Below are 16701 nucleotides of genomic sequence, written 5' to 3'. Positions count from 1 at the left end.
CCGGTCGATCTGTTATTCAATTCAAGGCAACTATGCTGCAACTATCCAATGCCGTGTCACTGGCCGACTGGGAAATTGAGATCATCCAGATTCGGGCTCAGGGTGCCGGTGGTCAGAACGTCAATAAGGTCGCCTCAGCCGTGCATTTGCGCTGTGATGTGCCCAAAACCGCTTTGCCCGACTTCTATAAAGAACGTCTGCTGGCGTTGTCGGACCGTCGTATTACCCGGGAAGGCGTTATCGTTATTAAGGCACAGCGCTTCCGCACCTTTGAAAAGAACAAGGAAGATGCATTGCAACGACTGGCAGAGTTGATTCGCAATGCAGTGAAACAGGACAAGGCAAGAAGGCCAACCAAGCCAACCAAAGGGTCGCAACGTCGACGGGTTGAAAACAAGGTTCAACGCGGTAAAACCAAGGCCATGCGCGGCAAAGTTGAGCCCTGAGGCCCCAGCGATTAGGGTAATTGGTTTTGCGAGCGGCTCAGTAAACGATCATACTGTTAACACCGTTTGTCCCCGCAGTTGGCAATGCCCAGAGTGATGCTTGATGACATCGACCACCCCAATCGCTGAACAGCCTGATTCGATGACGCCCTCTATGGTGCCAAGGGTGGCGGACGGGACCAGTGGGTAGTAGTTGCTACCGCATCGCCGGGTACGGGGCTGTGATACACTCGGGCTCAACCAAAGTTCAGGCCCTAAGGGAATCTCAGATCTGATATGCAGCAGTACGATGGAGTTATCATCGGTGGCGGAGCCGCCGGCCTGATGTGCGCCGCTGTAGCGGGTCATCGGGGTAAACGTATGCTGGTGCTTGAGCATACCAAGAAGGTTGGCAAGAAAATTCTGATGTCCGGTGGTGGCCGGTGCAATTTCACCAATTATCAGGTGGAACCCTCTCATTTTATCTCGCACAATCCGCATTTTTGCGTATCGGCGCTGAAGCGTTACACGCCCTACGATTTTTTGTCACTGGTGCAAAAATACGATCTGTCGTTTCATGAGAAGACGCTGGGGCAATTGTTCTGTGACCGGTCTTCAAAGGATATTCTGGCTATTCTACTGGCCGAGTGCGAAGCGGCTGGCGTTGAGATTCGCACCCAGTGCCAGGTTGAGTCAATTGATTACCAGGCTGAAAAACCGGACTCCCGGTATCAATTGATGACCTCCGAGGGGCTGGTCGCGTCGCCTTCTTTGGTGGTAGCAACCGGAGGTCTGTCGATTCCCACCATGGGAGCAACTGGCTTTGGCTATCAGATTGCCGAGCAATTTGGTCTGAAGGTCGTGCGCCGGGATGCGTCTCTGGTGCCCTTTACGCTGTCTGGTGAGCTATTGGCGCTGGCCCAATCTCTGGCCGGGGTGGCTTTACCGGTCAGCGTCTCCTGTGGCGATAGCCGGTTTCGTGAGGCGATGCTCTTTACCCATAAAGGCCTCAGCGGACCCGCCATGTTGCAGATCTCCAATTATTGGATGCCGGGCGAACCGATCGAAATCGACTTTTTGCCAGACGTGTCCATTGCTGATTGTCTGGCACAATGGCGCAACGAGGGCCGCAAAGGGGAACTCAAAAACGCCCTGGCGCAGATGTTGCCCAAGCGGTTTGTGCAGGCCTGGCTGGACCATCATCCGGCGGTCAGCGCCCTGGGTAGCACCGCGTTGGCGAATTTAAGCAAAGCTGATACCGAAGCGCTGGGCCAGGTATTGCATCGCTGGTCTCTGGTCCCCGCCGGTACAGAGGGTTACCGGACAGCTGAAGTCACCCGGGGTGGCGTCAGTACTGATGACGTATCGTCAAAAACCTTTGAGGCGAAGTCAGTTCCGGGGCTCTACTTTATTGGTGAGGTTCTGGACGTCACCGGCTGGCTGGGCGGCTACAATTTTCAGTGGGCCTGGGCCAGCGGTCATTGCGCGGCGCAGCATCTTTGAATGCACAGATCGCGCAAGCTCCGCACATAGAAACAACCATACAGGATTGGAAGAGGAACATAACTGAATGAAAGCCCCCGCACGCCTGCAACCTCTGATTGAGGATGGCGTTATAGATGAAGTGCTCAGTGCGTTGATGAGTGGCAAGGAAGCCGCCGTGTTTGTTGTTCGGTGTGGCGATGAGGTTCGGTGTGCCAAAGTCTATAAAGACGCGAAAAAGCGCAGCTTTAAACAGGCAGCCACCTACACCGAAGGTCGCAAGGTTCGCAGCACCCGTCGTGCCCGTGCCATGGAAAAAGGCTCCCGCTTTGGGCGCAAGCAACAGGAAGAAACCTGGCAAAATGCTGAGGTGGATGCTTTGTACCGGCTTGCCGGTGCGGGCGTTCGGGTACCGGAACCGTTTGGCTGCATCGACGGCGTTATGATCATGGAACTGGTGACTGATGATGACGGCAATGTAGCCCCACGGCTGGATGAAGTTGTGCTGACGCCCGAACAGGCACGGGAAGATCACGCCACCATGATGGACTACGTCAAACTGATGTTGAACGAAGGTCTGATTCACGGCGACTTGTCTGAATTCAATGTGCTGGTCGACGCCTACGGCCCGGTCATTATCGATTTACCGCAAGCCGTTGACGCGGCTGCCAACAACAACGCGCAGAGCATGCTGAAACGCGATGTCGATAACATGACCCGCTATTATGGTCAGTTTGCCCCTGAACTGAATCAGACTCACTACGCCGAAGAACTATGGGCGTTGTATGAGGCGGGGGAACTGAGCGAAGAGACGGAATTAACCGGTCACTTTGACATCGATGAAACAGTCGCCGACGTTGATGGCGTATTGGGTGAAATTGCCTCAATTCTGGCCGAAGAGGAAGAACGCAAGGGCTGGGAGAATGCCGAGGATCTGGATGACTAACGCGGTCGTTTAAATAACCGAGTTCGCTCATACAACCCTTCTATTCGTTTTAACCGCGCGCTGGTTTCTTCCCAGCGCCGCTCCTGAACGCCTGCCAATAATGCCTCGACCAGTGCCATCAGCGGCGTCAGTGAATCCCAGGCTGACGGCGCTTCAATATGGCATGGCATGGTGTAGCGTGCATGGGCCGCAGCGGGAGATACCCAGCGGTCGGTAATCAACACGATCTCAACCCCCTGTTCCCGGGCCAGCTCTACCAGTTGTACCACTGCCGGTTCATAGCGGCGTACATCGAAGGCTACCAGTACGTCGCCATCACACATGTCCAGCAAGGCGGTCGGCCAGGTATTGGGCATGGAAGACAAGATGGCCACGTCACCCCGCATCACCTTAAGTGCCGTTGCGAAATAGTCTGCAATGGTCTGGGTTAGACGCCCACCCAGTGTATAAATACGGCGCCCGGAGTCGGAGAGGAGTTCGGTCGTGGCGTCAAAGCTGCTTTGGTCGATCTGACTCAGAGTGGCATTCAGATTATCAACCAACTTGTCGGCAAAGTGGTTCAGGATATGGGCACCCGGATACACATCGGCCCATTTGTCGTGTTTGGTCAGTGGCGACGCCAGCGTTTCGCTAAGCTCCTCATGCAGCCCCGCCTGAAAATCCGGATAGCCCGCAAAACCCAGTTTTTGCACCAGACGCACGACCGTCGGGTTGGACACCCCGGCCGCCCGGGCCACTGAAGCCACCGAGCCAAGCACCGTCAGCGGGAAATTGCCCAGCATGTAAGTGGCCACCTGCCGTTCAGCCCGTGTCAGCTTGGGCAGGGCAGTGCGTAGTTGGGTTTCAATGGTGTGCGGTTGCAGCGTCATGCGGTCAGGTCTCTGAAGCAGGGTGAAGAAGGGGCGTGCCCGGCGGCAGACTGTCTCAAACCAGTGCGCCTTTGGCCAGCGCAGCCCAAGTCGGTGCATCTTGATGCCTGGTTGAAGTTTACTCATTTTGTTTGATTTGTAACAGAAACATCAAATCTGAAAAAATATTGACAAGATGGGGAGAGCGTCAGAGACTGGTTTTATTGTTGTATAGGGAAGGACAGTCTAATGCTGAACGCCGATGCCTGTACCGAGACCGGCACAGCCGGGTACCTGCGGGCTCACATCGAGACGATACCCTGTTATGACCCGGGAGTTAGGTCATGCCTCGCTTCCTGATTGTCTATGTGCGCTGGGTGGAACGCCTGAATTATGGCGTCGGCCGGGTGGCCATGGTCTCGTTGTTTGCGCTGATGGGCATCCTGCTGTGGGGCGCCATCGCGCGGGCTGGCTGGCAACCCCAGATCTGGACAGATGAAATGGCCCAGTTTTTGTTAATGGGGTATTTCATGCTGGGTGGTGCCTATGCACTGCAACTGGGTTCGGCCGTGCGTATGGATCTGTTGTACAGTCGCTGGTCCGATCGTACCAAAGCTGCGGTCGATGCGGTGACCATTCTTATGCTGGTAATTTACCTCGGTATCCTGCTCTGGGGAGGCATTGAAAGTACCCTCTACGCCCTCGAATACTCGGAACGCCGACGCGGTTTGTGGCGCCCCTACATGGCGCCGGTAAAAATTGTCATGGTCATGGGCATCGTGCTGATGATCCTGCAATGCACCGCCTTTTTTATCCGCGATATTGCCCGGCTGAGAAAGGTGGAGCTCTGATGTCCTACGATCTGATTGCCGCGCTGATGTTTGGTTCCATGCTGATCATGATGCTGACCGGCCAACGCATGTTTGGTGTTATTGGCTTCGTGGCTGTGATCGCCGCGGTCTTTTTGTGGGGCGACCGGGGTGGCTATGACCTCGCCTTTGCCCAAACCATTAAAGTCATGAACTGGTATCCGCTACTGACGTTGCCCATGTTTATTTTCATGGGTTACGTTATGTCGGAGTCGCGCCTGGCCGATGATCTGTATCGCATGTTTCATGTCTGGTTCGGGCCGGTACCGGGAGGCCTGGCCATCGGTACCATTTTGCTGATGGTGCTTATTTCTGCCATGAATGGTTTGTCGGTAGCGGGTATGGCCATCGGCGCCACCATTGCACTGCCCGAACTGCTGAAGCGCTCCTACGATAAACGCATGGTTACTGGCGTTATTCAGGCCGGGGCCAGCCTTGGTATTCTGGTCCCCCCTTCGGTCGTCATGGTGCTGTACGCGATGATTGCTCGCCAGCCGGTCGGTCAGCTCTGGCTGGCCGGTGTGTTCCCCGGGCTGCTGCTGGCGACACTGTTTATCATCTATATCTGGTTGCGCTGCAAGTTGAACCCGGAATTGGGTCCGCCCATTTCCGATGAAGATCGCCAAAGCATTGGTCGAGGCGAAAAATACCGGTTGCTGATGGCTGGCCTGATGCCGCTCGGTATTTTCGCCTTGATGATGGTGCCCTTTGTGATGGGTTATACGCGTCTTGTAGAAAGCTCGGTTATTGGCGCTCTGGCGGCGACGGCTGTTTCAGTTTTTAAAGGCCGGATGAGCTGGCGCGTTCTGGAAATCTGTAGCCGCAATACACTCGCCATCAGCTGTATGTTCCTGTGGATTATCCTGGCTGCGCTTGCCTTCGGTGCCGTCTTCGACGGCCTGAGAGCCGTCGATTTTGTGCGCAATCTGTTTATGGATAACCTCGGGCTGGGACGCTGGGAAATTCTGATCCTGATGCAGTTGAGTTTCATCCTGATGGGTACTTTTTTGGATGATACCGCCATGCTGGTCATCGTGGCACCGCTCTACGTGCCGATCGTCAGTATGCTGGAATTCGATTTGATCTGGTATGGCGTGCTTTACACCATAACCTGTCAGATTGCCTACATGACACCGCCCTTTGGCTACAATCTGTTTTTAATGCGTGCCATGGCACCGGATGACGTAACGCTGAGTGACATTTACCGATCCATAATTCCGTTTGTGGGTGTAATGATTCTCGGGTTAATCATAGTGATGATCTTTCCTCAAATAGCACTCTGGTTACCCGAGACCCTTTACAACCGCTGATTGGAGGCTGCACTGGTGCAACCTCTGCTTCAACTGGAAAGAGGGAATAACCATGACATCAAGACGTACGTTTATTAAGGCCGGTGCGCTGGCTGGCGCGGCTGCCATGACGGCACCCAAAGTACTTGCAGAGTCGACCATACGATGGCGCTTGCAAACCTACGCCGGGTCTTCACTCGGTGCTCAGGTGATCAAACCTGCGGTCGATATGTTTAACGCCATCGCTGGCGATGAAATGCAGATCGACCTGTTCTATGCTGACCAACTGGTGCCAACCTCCGAGTTGTTTCAGGCGATGCAACGCGGCACCATTGACGCGGTACAGTCCGACGACGATTCCATGATGTCGCCCACCGACGTGACGGTGTTTGGTGGTTACTTTCCCTTTGCCAGCCGCTATTCACTGGACGTTCCAGCCTTGTTTAATGACTGGGGGTTAAACGAAATATGGGCCGAGCAATATGCCGCGGTCGGGGTTAAGCACATCTCTGCCGGGTCCTGGGATCCGTGTCATTTTATCACCACATCGCCCATTACCAGTCTGGCGCAATTGCGTGGGAAACGTGTGTTCACTTTCCCGACGGCCGGCCGTTTCCTGAATCAGTTTGGCGTGGTGCCGGTAACCGTTCCCTGGGAGGATGTAGAAATAGCCCTGCAAACCGGCGAGATCGATGGCGTCGCCTGGTGCGGTATTACCGAAGCCTATGAAGTGGGCTGGGCGGATATCTGTTCTCACTTTTTAACCAATAACATTTCCGGCGCCTGGATTGGCCATTTCTTTGCCAATATGGAACGCTGGAACGAACTGCCGGCTCACCTGCAAACCCTGATGGCGGTCTGTTTCGAACAATCGCACTACTATCGCCAGCACTGGTACTGGGCCGGTGAAGCCCGCTTGCGTACCCAGGGCACCAAACTGGAGCTGACGTCCATTCCTGACGCCGAATGGGGGCAGGTCGAGCAGGCAGCCAGGGTTTTCTGGGACGACATCGCGGAAGAGTCTGAAACCGCAGCGCGCGTGGTACAAATTTTTAAAGACTACAATGCGGCTATGGACCGGGCAGGTCGCCCTTACCGCTATAGTTGATGTGCCCAGCGACGAATGGTCAGATAGTCTTGGAGTAGCCGGTCGGGCTCGAAATGCAGCCGACCGGTCAGGGTTCGAGTGGGCTCCAGCACGGCCTGCAACCGGCCTTCGTCGTTTAACAGAAACAGCTTCAACCCATGAGTGACCTGCACCGAGCCTTGAGCATCCCGGGTTACATCGGCATAAATGCCCAGAGCAGACTCAAACGTTCGGGCGTTTGGGTCGGAACCGGCACGCCAGCCGCTGAATTGTTTATGAAACCAGGGCAGGTAGTCGGCCAGTTGTGCCAGCGTATCCCGGCCCGGATCGACGGTATAGAAATGCAGGTTCACATCCGTGAAGTGCGCTTGCTGATCCAGAGTACGTTTAAACTGTGCTAATTCCACCAGGGTGGTCGGGCAGATGTCAGGGCAATGGGTGAAGCCATAGCTGATCAGGTGCCAGGAGCCGGGCAGGGTGTCCGGAGTGACCGCTGCGCCGTCGTGCCGTTCCAGTTGAAAATCCGGTAGTGGTTGGGCTGGCATTAACCAGGCGCCCTGTATCGCGGGAAGCGACGGCACCCCGGGCGTCAGTGTCCATAAGGCGATTCCGGTAAGCACCACCAGAATACCCAGTGGTGCGGTCAATTGAGTCAGATTATTGCCTTGCACAACAACTTGCACAACAGGATTACCCGGCCAGGAACATCAATCGGCTGTTCAGTGTGTAGCTCCCTTCAATGGCCATAAAGGCAATGAATACCGGTATCGCCAGGGTGGGCGTCAGCAACGCAATGCGCAGGGTGATGGGTTCCCAGGCAAAGTGCATGAATACACTGAGGATCAGGCCCGCCTTGAGAAACATAAAGATCAAAATCAGACTCCAACGCAAGAGGCCCTGAAATTGCAAGTAATCAACCATATAGGACATGGCGCTGAGTACAAACAATAGGCCCCAGACTTTAAAATACAGACCTAATGGGTGCTGCTGCCCCTGAGTGTCCGCGCTCATAACACCTCCTGATACCGGACTGAATTGTCCGGCTTACCATAAATAGAAAAATGCGAAAATAAACACCCAGACGAGATCGACAAAGTGCCAGTACAGACCGGTAATTTCGACAATCTGATAGCCCTTTTTATCGTAATGCCCGAGCTTAACCTTGGTAGCAACAATCGTTAAATAGATAACCCCACCGGTAACGTGCAAACCGTGAAAACCGGTAATCATAAAGAAGGTGGAACCAAACTGTGCGGCCCCCATGGGGTTGCCCCAGGGTCGAACGCCTTCTTCAACAATCAGCTTGGTCCATTCAAAGGCCTGCATGCCAACGAAGCTGGCGCCCAGCACGGCAGTGGCAACCATCAACCAGAACGTCGCTGTTTTGTTGCCCTGGTAAGCGGTATTGACCGCCATCGCCATGGTGCCGCTACTGGTGATCAGAATGAAGGTCATAATGGCGATGAGCAGCAACGGGATGTGCTCGCCACCCACCACCAGTGCAAAGACTTCACTGGTCAGCGGCCAGGCTTCGGACGCTGAAATGCGCACGTTCATATAGCCAATCAGGAACAGGCTGAAGATGAAGGTGTCGCTGACCAGAAACACCCACATCATGACCTTGCCCCAGTTGACCTTGAAGGCCTCCTTGTCGGCCGACCAGTCTACAATCATGTGTTGCCAGTAGCCTTTGGGTCTGCTGTTCAGTTCCGTCATTGTGATTACCCCAGACCGCAAGCGGCGGCAATTAAGGCGTAGGTTTCAGGCGTGCGGGTGAGCAAAAAAAACAGCAACAACCACAACGCCAGTAAATAGTGCCAGTAGGTGGTGCAAGCTTTTACGGCCACGGCCACCTGATCCAGGCTGCAACCCTGACCGATGCGAATGAAGACACGCACAACAGCGAGAACGCCACCGAACAGGTGCAGCGCATGCAAGCCGGTAAACAGATAGAAATAGGAGTTGGCCGGGTTTTCGCTGACGCCATAGCCCAGGTTGGCCAGATAATTCCAGGTCGTCCATTGTGCCATTATGAACACCAGCGCCAGAAAGCCTCCCACGCTGATGCCGAGCATAACGCCATCGGGCTGATGCGCTTTTACCGAACGCCAGGCCCAGTGCATGGCCGCACTCGCTGCGACCAACACGGCGGTGGTGGCCCAGAGCCTCGGGCTCTGGTTAAACGGAAGCCAGGGCTCACCCGCCAGGGCCTGAAAATCCGGGTATTGGGAGCGGGTTAAAAAGGTGACGAAGATCAGCACGAAGGCAATGCTGATCACCATCAGCAGGAAGCGTAACGCGATCTGGGCTGTCGGTATCACACCGGACATATCAAGCGGGACACTGCCTTCGGGCATGGCCAGCCAGGGTTTTTCAGACAGAGCGTTAAAGCCTTTCATGTCGGTTCCCTTCCTGAGCTTGTGCGGTCGAAGCCCGGTTCATAGACCACCTCTGAATCGGCCATATGCTGTGGAATAAAGTCTTCTACAACGCCAGGCACACTGTAATCGTAGGCCCAGCGATGTACCGTCGGCAGCTCTTTGCCCCAGTTGCCGTGACGTGGTGGCACATCCGGTGTATGCCATTCCAATGATGCTGCGCCCCAGGGGTTGATCCGTGACTTGGGTTCCCGTTTTACCGTCCAGAACAGGTTAAAAATAAAGATCAGCTGGAACAGCGCAACGATGATGGCGGCTATGGTGATATTGGCATTGAGTGCGTGAGCCGAATCGGGAATGAAGCTGGTATCACCCAGTGCATAGTAGCGTCTTGGCACACCGAGAAAGCCAATGTAGTGCATCGGCAAATAGATCGCGTAAGTACCCAGGAAGGTGCCCCAGAAATGAATCATGCCCAGGCGCGTATTAAGCTGTTTGCCAGTCACCAGCGGGAACCAGTGATAGATGGCCGCAAACAAGACCATGATGGGTGAAACCCCCATCACCATGTGGAAGTGGGCAACCACAAAAAACGTATCGGATAGCGGCAGGTCAATGACCACATTGCCCAGAAAGAGGCCGCTTAATCCGCCATGGGTAAAGGTAAAGATAAAGCCGATGGCGAACAGCATGGGCACGGTCAGGTGGATATTCCCCTGCCACAGTGTCAGCACCCAGTTATAGACTTTTATCGCTGTCGGCACCGCAATGATCAGCGTGGTGGTGGCGAAGAAGAACCCGAAGTAGGGATTCATGCCGCTGACGTACATATGGTGGGCCCAGACGACAAAGCTCAGTCCACCAATGAATACAATGGCCCAGACCATCATGCGGTAGCCAAAGATGTTCTTGCGCGCATGCACACTGAGCACATCACTGACCATGCCGAAGGCGGGCAGCGCAACGATGTACACTTCCGGATGGCCGAAAAACCAGAACAGGTGCTGGAACAGTATCGGGCTGCCGCCTTCATAATCGGTTGCCTCACCAAGTGATACGATGGCGGGCATGAAAAAGCTGGTGCCCAGTAGAGTGTCGAACAGCATCATAATGGCGCTGACCAGCAGGGCGGGGAAGGCGAACAGGCCAAGAATGGTGGCGGTAAAAATGCCCCAGATGGTCAGCGGCATGCGCATCAGGGTCATACCGCGGGTGCGTGCCTGAAGAATGGTCGACACATAATTCAGGCCGCCCATGGTGAAGGCAATGATGAAGATGGCCAGTGAAACCAGCATTAGTACGATGCCCATGCCGGAGCCAGGCGTACCTTCGAGAATGGATTGCGGTGGATACAGTGTCCAGCCAGCCCCGGTGGGTCCACCGGGTACGAAAAAGCTCGCGAGCAACACCAGTACTGATAAAAAATAAAACCAATAGCTGAGCATGTTCAGGTACGGAAAGACCATGTCACGGGTGCCGACCATCAGCGGAATCAGGTAGTTGCCGAAACCACCCAGCAGTAACGCGGTGAGCAGGTAAATCACCATAATCATACCGTGCATGGTCACGAACTGCAGGTACATGTTGGGATTGATAAAATCAAACTGATCGGGAAAACCCAGTTGCAGCCGCATCACAACGGAGAGCAGCAAGGCGATCAGCCCGACAAAGATCGCAGTACAGGCATACTGAATGGCAATGACCTTATGGTCCTGACTCCAGATGTACTTGCCGATGAAGGTTCGAGGGTGATGCAGCTCGGGTTCCTGATCAGCAATGGCGATGTGTGTCATGGTGAATCCCTGTTCAAACGTACGATGTATTCGTCTTGGTGTTGGTCAGAGCGTTGCGATGTAAGCCAGTAAGTCACGCAACCGTTCCGGACTGTGGATGGTGCTCGTCATCAGTCGCATCTGGGTACCAAATTGATCTTGCGGATGCTTGCCCCGCCAGCCCATGCTGAAGTGCTCCAACTGGCGTTTCAGATAAAGATCACTCTGGCCGGCCAGTGCCGGTGCACTGAGCAGTTCCTTGCCTTCTGCGAGCGTGCCGTGGCAGGCTGCGCAGGCACCATAAAGCCGTTGGCCGTTGCTCGTGTCGCCCTGCAGAGTGCCTTCGACATCAACCGGGTCGAGCGATGCGATGTAGGCCAGCAAATCGGCTTCGCTGTCGACATCGGTGCTCTGTGCGATAGAGACCATCGTCTGGCCCGGAGTGTCTTCCCGTTCGGTGCCGCGGATGCCTTCCCGGTAGTGTCGTAACTGGCGCGCCATATAGCGGCGGTCCAGCCGGGTGAGGTTGGGGGTATTCAGGGCATCGTTGCCCCGACCATCAGCCCCGTGGCATCCGGCGCAGGCCTGGTACTGGGTTTCACCGGCCGCAAGATCCACTTCATTACCCGATTGGACCTCGGCGAAGGTCGGGTAGGTGGCAAGCCAGTTCTGAAAGTCCTGATTCGTCTCAACCTGAACCTGACCCTTCATGGTGTAGTGCGCCAAACCGCACAGTTCTTCACACAGCACGTCGAAGCTTCCCAGGCGTGTGGGTGTAAACCACTGGTAGGTTTGTGTACCGGGTACCAGATCCATCTTGACCCGGAACTGGGGTACGGCGAAGTTGTGCAGTACGTCGTTGGAGCGCAGTACCAGTTTGACCGGTTGGTCCACGGGCAGATGCAGGCGATGGTGTTCAATCAGAATGTCGTCGGCTCCGTTGACATCACTGGGATCCAGACCGAAGCGATTGTCGGTGCTGACAAAGCGCGCGTTCGCCGCACCGAGCACACCGTCGTCTCCGGGGAAACGGAAGGTCCATTGCCATTGCTGACCGATGGCTTCCACTTCCATGGCGTCGTCGGGCACATGTACCACTTGGCCCCAGACGATCAAACCGGGTGTCAGCATGGCGATTACGCCCAGCGTGGTCAGTGCGGTTAACCAGATTTCAAGCTTCTTGTTTTCGGGTTCGTAGTGGGAGCGACGGTCCTTGTTATGGCGGTAACGCCAGACGCACCAGGCAAGAAAAAGGTTGACGGCGACGAACACAACACCGGTGATCCAGAACGAGATCTCGATGGTGGTGTCGATGGAGGACCAGTTGGAAGCCAGAGGTGTTAGCCACCAGGGGCTGGCGAAATGCAGGATCAGGGTAATGGCGACCAGACCGACGATGACGATGGCTATATACACACAGTTTCCCTCTTGATCACAACCAACCAGAAACGACACTGGCAAGTGTGCGGCAACACAGCAGCGCAGCGCAGAGCAATGTCTGCGAGCTGCAGCGGGTAGAATGTTTTTATTCTGAAGCGTAGCCGGTTCTCACCAGCTGCTGCCAAGCGAGCTGTTTCATGCCGGTGACCCGGCCTTTGATTCAGCTAAAAACCAATCTCTGTTACACGCGTTTCAGTTTTGAGAACGGTGAGATAAAGTGCCGGTCGACCGCCGCAAGCTGAGCGTCACTGTGACGTTCATCCATGACCTTTTTAACCGCCGACTCCTGATCTTTGCGTGTATAAATAAGAATGAGGTATTTGCCAGCATCTATGTCATTGTGAAATGGCTGCAACTTTTTATTTTCGGTATCTACACCCCAGAGGCCGCCTTCCCAGATACCAAACAAGGTGGTAACAGCGATAAAAATCGCGTTTACCCACCAGGGCAGGTTGTCACTGAAGACACCGGTCAGGTGAAACAGGATGATCAGCAGCAAACCGGCACAGAAACCAATCAGGCCGCCGAGAATGGAGCTGTGATACAGGTCCAGTGTTTCTATGTAATTGGCAGATTGAATGTGTTTTTGGGTAAGCCCGCTTTCATCTTTGCTGACGACATGGATATACCAGTCAGAAATCCCCACTTCGTGCAAATCTTCGGCAATATCGGCGCTTTCTTTCAGTGTCGGCGATAAATAGTATAAGCACTTCATTGGAGACCCTCATTTTCGATAAATTGCCCTTGGATGAATGACAGAGCTTTTTACCTGTAGCTTGGTTTTTTATTGTTTGGCTTAACGTTAATTCAAGCCTGAGCTTTTTCAACCGGTTAAACAAGATGGTTACTCTTTTAAAACAGAGTTCCAGTCGTATTACCGATGTGCAAAAAAGCGGAAGGTTTTTTAAAAAGGGTCGAAATATCAGATGGTTAATACAGTTTAGTCAGGATAATCAACGTACAAACTTCAACTTCACATGATTAATGGCTATTAACAGATATTTTTTAACTTTAAATCAGTATAAAAAAGCACGGCTGATTCTCATTGAGGGCTGAGGAGTTCGGGTATCAGCGATTCCCACTGTCGAACCAGCGCCGGGTTAGTCCAGTCGGCATACCCATCGAGTTGATAGCGTACTTGTCCGTCGCGGTTTACCAGAAAGGTCGCGGGTAACCCTTTCACTGGCAACTGTTGGGTAAATAGGGTGGTGACGTCCAGCAGCACGGGCAGTTCGATGGCCGTGGTCGCCATGAATTGCCTGACCTGTGACAGGCTGTCTCCGTAATTTAACGCGACCCATTGAACTCCGGCATCCGGGTAGCGAGCTTTAAGAGCATTCAGCGCTGGCAGTTCGTCGATACAGGGTTTACACCAGGTGGCCCATATATTGATAAACAAGGGGCCCCGGGGTGGGTCGACCGGAGCGTTGTTGAGCGTCAGCAGTGCCGGTTGGTTCGGCAAGGCCAGGGCGGGTATCGGCGTGAATGAATCCGCCTGGGCACCGGTAGCGATGATCAGGCAGATACTGGCAGTTACTGTGCCATGCACCGCGAGTGTGTACGGATTAAACATCGAACCGGGCTCCTGTGGTAACTAACTGTGCGGGTTTGGTGCACCAAATTACCCTGCAAATACAGTATGACTCAGAATGGTGCGCTCAGCAGACTGGTGGCGCTTGGGTTGTCGAGACCTTTGGTCGCTATCATGAAACTGCCAGCCAGGACATCCGGAGCTGCCCTGGCTGGCGCCTGCATCTGCATCGCAGTGAGTGTCAGTTCTGTAACGCTTCAGCGTGGAAGTGCAGATGATCGTCAATGAAGCTGGCAATGAAATAGTAGCTGTGATCATAACCGGGCTGAGTGCGGCTTTCGAAGGGGTGAGTACTTTGCTGAGCCGCTTCGCTCAGCGCCTTAGGGTGCAATTGCTCCTCCAGAAAATTATCCGCGTCGCCCTGATCTACCAGAATCGGGAACGTTGCCTCACTGCCTGCCAGTAACAGACTGGCATCGTAGTCGCGCCAGCGTGACTGATCGCTGCCCAAATAAGCTTGAAACGCCTTATGACCCCAGGGTACGGCTGTCGGGTTGCAGATAGGTGCAAACGCCGAGACCGATGCGTAGCGCTCGGGGTTTCTCAGGCCAATCACCAATGCGCCGTGGCCGCCCATGGAATGGCCGCTGATGGCACGACGATCGGTCACTGGAAAATGCGCCTCGATCAGGCTGGGCAGTTCCGACACGATATAGTCGTACATCCGGTAGTGGCGATTCCAGGGTGCTTCAGTGGCATTGACGTAAAACCCGGCACCCAGACCCAAATCGTAGGCGCCATCCGGGTCGTCAGCGACGCCTTCACCGCGCGGGCTGGTGTCGGGTGCGACAATGGCAATGCCCAGTTCAGCAGCCATACGTTGCGCACCCGCTTTATGCACAAAATTCTCGTCGGTGCAGGTCAGGCCGGAAAGCCAGTACAGCACCGGCACCGGATGCTGGGCATCGGCACCGGGCGGCAGGAAAACACTGAAACGCATGGTACAGTTCAGCGTGGCCGAGGCGTGTTCGTACTGCTTTTGCCAGCCGTTGAAACACTTGTTGCTGTTCAGATGATTCAAACTCATACAGTCCTCAAGTCTTAGCTTGAGTTTCGGAGAACCAATTGACTGAGTTGCCAGAACTCGCGACGGATAGCAAGGCTGCTCTTGCGGGGGCGCCGTAAATACATCCATGTAGGCTTAACTTCGGGATATGAATCCCATCCCTGGGATTCACCCTCCGGGCTCGCTGAGCTCATGCTAAAACGCTCCCAGCGTTTTAGTCCATGCCTCAGATACCCCCGCAAAAGCAGCCCTGCCACCCGTCGCTAGCCTATTGCGTACTCCGAAACTGGGGATCTTAAGAGCGGATGCCTTATATCGGGAGCATCCGCTCCGCCGGTGTTCTAGTAATGCACAACGCTGCGGATGCTCTTGCCTTCATGCATCAGATCAAAAGCATCGTTGATTTGATCGAGCGACATCGTATGGGTGATGAACTCTTTCAACGGAATCTCACCCGCCAGATACTGCTCAACATAGCCGGGCAATTCAGTGCGCCCTTTAACGCCACCAAAGGCGCTACCGCGCCAGACCCGGCCGGTGACCAGTTGGAACGGACGGGTGCTGATTTCCTGGCCAGCGCCAGCAACACCGATGATGACCGATTCACCCCAGCCCTTGTGGCAACATTCCAGCGCCGAGCGCATTACGTCTACATTGCCGATGCATTCAAATGAGTAATCAACGCCGCCATCGGTCAGCTCGACGATGACTTCCTGGATGGGTTTGTCGTAGTCTTTGGGGTTAATGCAATCGGTTGCGCCCAGTTTGCGAGCCAGATCGAATTTGCTGGTGTTGATGTCAATAGCAATGATGCGGCTGGCCTTCGCCATCACCGCGCCGATTACCGCCGACAGGCCAATGCCGCCGATGCCGAAAATGGCCACCGTCGCGCCTTCTTCAACCTTGGCCGTATTCATCACCGCGCCAATGCCAGTGGTCACACCACAGCCGAGCAAGCAAACTTCTTCCAGCGAAGCTTCCGGATTCACCTTGGCCAATGAGATTTCCGGCAGCACGGTGTATTCGGAGAAGGTAGAGCAACCCATGTAATGGAAAATCGGCTTGCCGTCTTTGTAGAAACGGCTGGTACCGTCCGGCATCAGGCCTTTGCCCTGGGTCGCGCGAATTTTCTGGCACAGGTTGGTCTTGCCGGACAAACAGAATTTGCACTCCCCACATTCGGGGGTGTAGAGCGGAATAACGTGATCGCCGACTTTTACGCTGGTCACGCCTTCACCCACTTGCTCAACGATGCCACCGCCTTCGTGGCCGAGAATGGCCGGGAAGTTACCTTCGGGGTCGTCGCCCGAGAGGGTGAAAGCATCGGTATGGCAAACGCCGGTCGCGACGATGCGCACCAGTACCTCACCCGCCTTGGGTGGCATGACGTCAATTTCTTCAATGCTCAGCGGCTGGCCGGGGCCCCAGGCTATGGCGGCTTTGGATTTGATCATGGTCGAACCTCGTTGGTCAGATAAGTTGGAACAGTAAAGACGATTGTATTAGGGTTCGCCAGGTTAATAATGAGGCTGTTGGGTAAATCATTTTTACCGATTGGCAATAATAGA

17 protein-coding genes are annotated in these 16701 nt (G+C 54.6%); 6 read left to right on the top strand and 11 right to left on the bottom strand.

The window, feature by feature from the left end:
* Positions 1-32: 32 nt before the first annotated feature.
* The 3 genes from arfB to WEB54_RS11225 all read left to right on the top strand — a co-directional run bounded on the left by arfB (position 33) and on the right by WEB54_RS11225 (position 2853).
* Positions 33-446, top strand: coding sequence for an alternative ribosome rescue aminoacyl-tRNA hydrolase ArfB (arfB, locus tag WEB54_RS11235; RefSeq protein ID WP_368055230.1), 414 nt, complete (start codon positions 33-35; stop codon positions 444-446).
* Between the two features lie 276 nt (positions 447-722).
* Positions 723-1928: an NAD(P)/FAD-dependent oxidoreductase gene (locus WEB54_RS11230; RefSeq protein WP_368055232.1), complete on the top strand. Its 1206-nt coding sequence runs from the start codon at positions 723-725 to the stop codon at positions 1926-1928.
* Between the two features lie 67 nt (positions 1929-1995).
* Positions 1996-2853: a PA4780 family RIO1-like protein kinase gene (locus tag WEB54_RS11225; RefSeq protein WP_368055234.1), complete on the top strand. Its 858-nt coding sequence runs from the start codon at positions 1996-1998 to the stop codon at positions 2851-2853.
* Here WEB54_RS11225 and WEB54_RS11220 read toward each other — a convergent pair.
* On the bottom strand, positions 2850-3848 hold the full coding sequence (locus tag WEB54_RS11220; RefSeq protein ID WP_368055236.1) for a MurR/RpiR family transcriptional regulator: 999 nt from the start codon (positions 3846-3848) through the stop codon (positions 2850-2852). The two genes, WEB54_RS11225 and WEB54_RS11220, sit on opposite strands and share 4 nt — an antisense overlap.
* Positions 3849-4045: 197 nt before the next feature.
* Here WEB54_RS11220 and WEB54_RS11215 point away from each other — a divergent pair, with 197 nt between their 5' ends.
* From WEB54_RS11215 to WEB54_RS11205, 3 genes are read left to right on the top strand one after another with little or no spacing between them, the layout of a single operon-like run.
* Positions 4046-4552 carry a TRAP transporter small permease subunit gene (locus tag WEB54_RS11215; protein WP_368055238.1) on the top strand — a complete coding sequence of 169 codons (507 nt, stop codon included), beginning with the start codon at positions 4046-4048 and terminating at the stop codon, positions 4550-4552.
* Entirely contained in the window at positions 4552-5880 is a 1329-nt protein-coding gene (locus WEB54_RS11210) for a TRAP transporter large permease subunit (RefSeq protein WP_368055240.1), read from the top strand. Before WEB54_RS11215 ends, WEB54_RS11210 begins: the two co-directional genes overlap by 1 nt.
* 52 nt (positions 5881-5932) lie before the next feature.
* Positions 5933-6967, top strand: a complete 1035-nt coding sequence (locus WEB54_RS11205; RefSeq protein WP_368055241.1) for a TRAP transporter substrate-binding protein — start codon at positions 5933-5935, stop codon at positions 6965-6967.
* Here the strand turns inward: WEB54_RS11205 and WEB54_RS11200 are convergent.
* The 10 genes from WEB54_RS11200 to WEB54_RS11155 form a co-directional block, all read right to left on the bottom strand.
* A complete protein-coding gene (locus tag WEB54_RS11200; protein ID WP_368055688.1) occupies positions 6958-7629 on the bottom strand; it encodes an SCO family protein in 672 nt (223 codons plus the stop codon). The genes WEB54_RS11205 and WEB54_RS11200 overlap by 10 nt on opposite strands.
* 7 nt (positions 7630-7636) lie before the next feature.
* A complete protein-coding gene (locus WEB54_RS11195) occupies positions 7637-7957 on the bottom strand; it encodes a cytochrome C oxidase subunit IV family protein (RefSeq protein ID WP_368055244.1) in 321 nt (106 codons plus the stop codon).
* 33 nt (positions 7958-7990) lie between these two features.
* Positions 7991-8662, bottom strand: a complete 672-nt coding sequence (locus tag WEB54_RS11190) for a heme-copper oxidase subunit III family protein (RefSeq protein WP_368055246.1) — start codon at positions 8660-8662, stop codon at positions 7991-7993.
* A gap of 5 nt (positions 8663-8667) precedes the next feature.
* The gene (locus WEB54_RS11185) at positions 8668-9345 is read right to left on the bottom strand and encodes a heme-copper oxidase subunit III (protein ID WP_368055248.1); all 678 of its coding nucleotides are present in this window, start codon (positions 9343-9345) and stop codon (positions 8668-8670) included.
* Positions 9342-11117 (bottom strand): cbb3-type cytochrome c oxidase subunit I, encoded by a 1776-nt coding sequence (locus tag WEB54_RS11180; protein WP_368055250.1) that lies wholly within the window; start codon positions 11115-11117, stop codon positions 9342-9344. Before WEB54_RS11180 ends, WEB54_RS11185 begins: the two co-directional genes overlap by 4 nt.
* A 45-nt stretch (positions 11118-11162) precedes the next feature.
* Positions 11163-12512 (bottom strand): c-type cytochrome, encoded by a 1350-nt coding sequence (locus tag WEB54_RS11175; protein ID WP_368055252.1) that lies wholly within the window; start codon positions 12510-12512, stop codon positions 11163-11165.
* Positions 12513-12717: 205 nt separating this feature from the next.
* Positions 12718-13251 carry a hypothetical protein gene (locus WEB54_RS11170; RefSeq protein ID WP_368055254.1) on the bottom strand — a complete coding sequence of 178 codons (534 nt, stop codon included), beginning with the start codon at positions 13249-13251 and terminating at the stop codon, positions 12718-12720.
* A 327-nt stretch (positions 13252-13578) separates the two neighbouring features.
* Positions 13579-14109: a TlpA family protein disulfide reductase gene (locus tag WEB54_RS11165; protein ID WP_368055256.1), complete on the bottom strand. Its 531-nt coding sequence runs from the start codon at positions 14107-14109 to the stop codon at positions 13579-13581.
* 199 nt (positions 14110-14308) lie between these two features.
* Entirely contained in the window at positions 14309-15154 is an 846-nt protein-coding gene (gene fghA / locus WEB54_RS11160) for an S-formylglutathione hydrolase (protein WP_368055258.1), read from the bottom strand.
* Between the two features lie 320 nt (positions 15155-15474).
* Complete coding sequence (locus tag WEB54_RS11155) at positions 15475-16587, bottom strand: S-(hydroxymethyl)glutathione dehydrogenase/class III alcohol dehydrogenase (RefSeq protein ID WP_368055260.1); 1113 nt, start codon at positions 16585-16587, stop codon at positions 15475-15477.
* Positions 16588-16701 lie beyond the last annotated feature (114 nt).

The sequence above is a fragment of the Saccharospirillum sp. genome (assembly GCF_040881935.1).
Taxonomy (GTDB): Bacteria; Pseudomonadota; Gammaproteobacteria; order Pseudomonadales; family Natronospirillaceae; genus Saccharospirillum.
This window is presented reverse-complemented; position numbering and strand designations above follow the sequence as displayed.

Excerpts from the sequence above, each read along its gene's own strand:
- WEB54_RS11210 (WP_368055240.1), top strand. The coding sequence starts at position 4,552 with ATGTCCTACGATCTGATTGCCGCGCTGATGTTTGGTTCCATGCTGATC.
- WEB54_RS11195 (WP_368055244.1), bottom strand. The coding sequence starts at position 7,957 with ATGAGCGCGGACACTCAGGGGCAGCAGCACCCATTAGGTCTGTATTTT.
- WEB54_RS11170 (WP_368055254.1), bottom strand. The coding sequence starts at position 13,251 with ATGAAGTGCTTATACTATTTATCGCCGACACTGAAAGAAAGCGCCGAT.
- WEB54_RS11185 (WP_368055248.1), bottom strand. The coding sequence starts at position 9,345 with ATGAAAGGCTTTAACGCTCTGTCTGAAAAACCCTGGCTGGCCATGCCC.
- WEB54_RS11190 (WP_368055246.1), bottom strand. The coding sequence starts at position 8,662 with ATGACGGAACTGAACAGCAGACCCAAAGGCTACTGGCAACACATGATT.
- WEB54_RS11225 (WP_368055234.1), top strand. The coding sequence starts at position 1,996 with ATGAAAGCCCCCGCACGCCTGCAACCTCTGATTGAGGATGGCGTTATA.
- WEB54_RS11220 (WP_368055236.1), bottom strand. The coding sequence starts at position 3,848 with ATGAGTAAACTTCAACCAGGCATCAAGATGCACCGACTTGGGCTGCGC.
- WEB54_RS11205 (WP_368055241.1), top strand. The coding sequence starts at position 5,933 with ATGACATCAAGACGTACGTTTATTAAGGCCGGTGCGCTGGCTGGCGCG.
- WEB54_RS11165 (WP_368055256.1), bottom strand. The coding sequence starts at position 14,109 with ATGTTTAATCCGTACACACTCGCGGTGCATGGCACAGTAACTGCCAGT.
- WEB54_RS11155 (WP_368055260.1), bottom strand. The coding sequence starts at position 16,587 with ATGATCAAATCCAAAGCCGCCATAGCCTGGGGCCCCGGCCAGCCGCTG.
- WEB54_RS11215 (WP_368055238.1), top strand. The coding sequence starts at position 4,046 with ATGCCTCGCTTCCTGATTGTCTATGTGCGCTGGGTGGAACGCCTGAAT.
- WEB54_RS11180 (WP_368055250.1), bottom strand. The coding sequence starts at position 11,117 with ATGACACACATCGCCATTGCTGATCAGGAACCCGAGCTGCATCACCCT.
- fghA (WP_368055258.1), bottom strand. The coding sequence starts at position 15,154 with ATGAGTTTGAATCATCTGAACAGCAACAAGTGTTTCAACGGCTGGCAA.
- arfB (WP_368055230.1), top strand. The coding sequence starts at position 33 with ATGCTGCAACTATCCAATGCCGTGTCACTGGCCGACTGGGAAATTGAG.
- WEB54_RS11230 (WP_368055232.1), top strand. The coding sequence starts at position 723 with ATGCAGCAGTACGATGGAGTTATCATCGGTGGCGGAGCCGCCGGCCTG.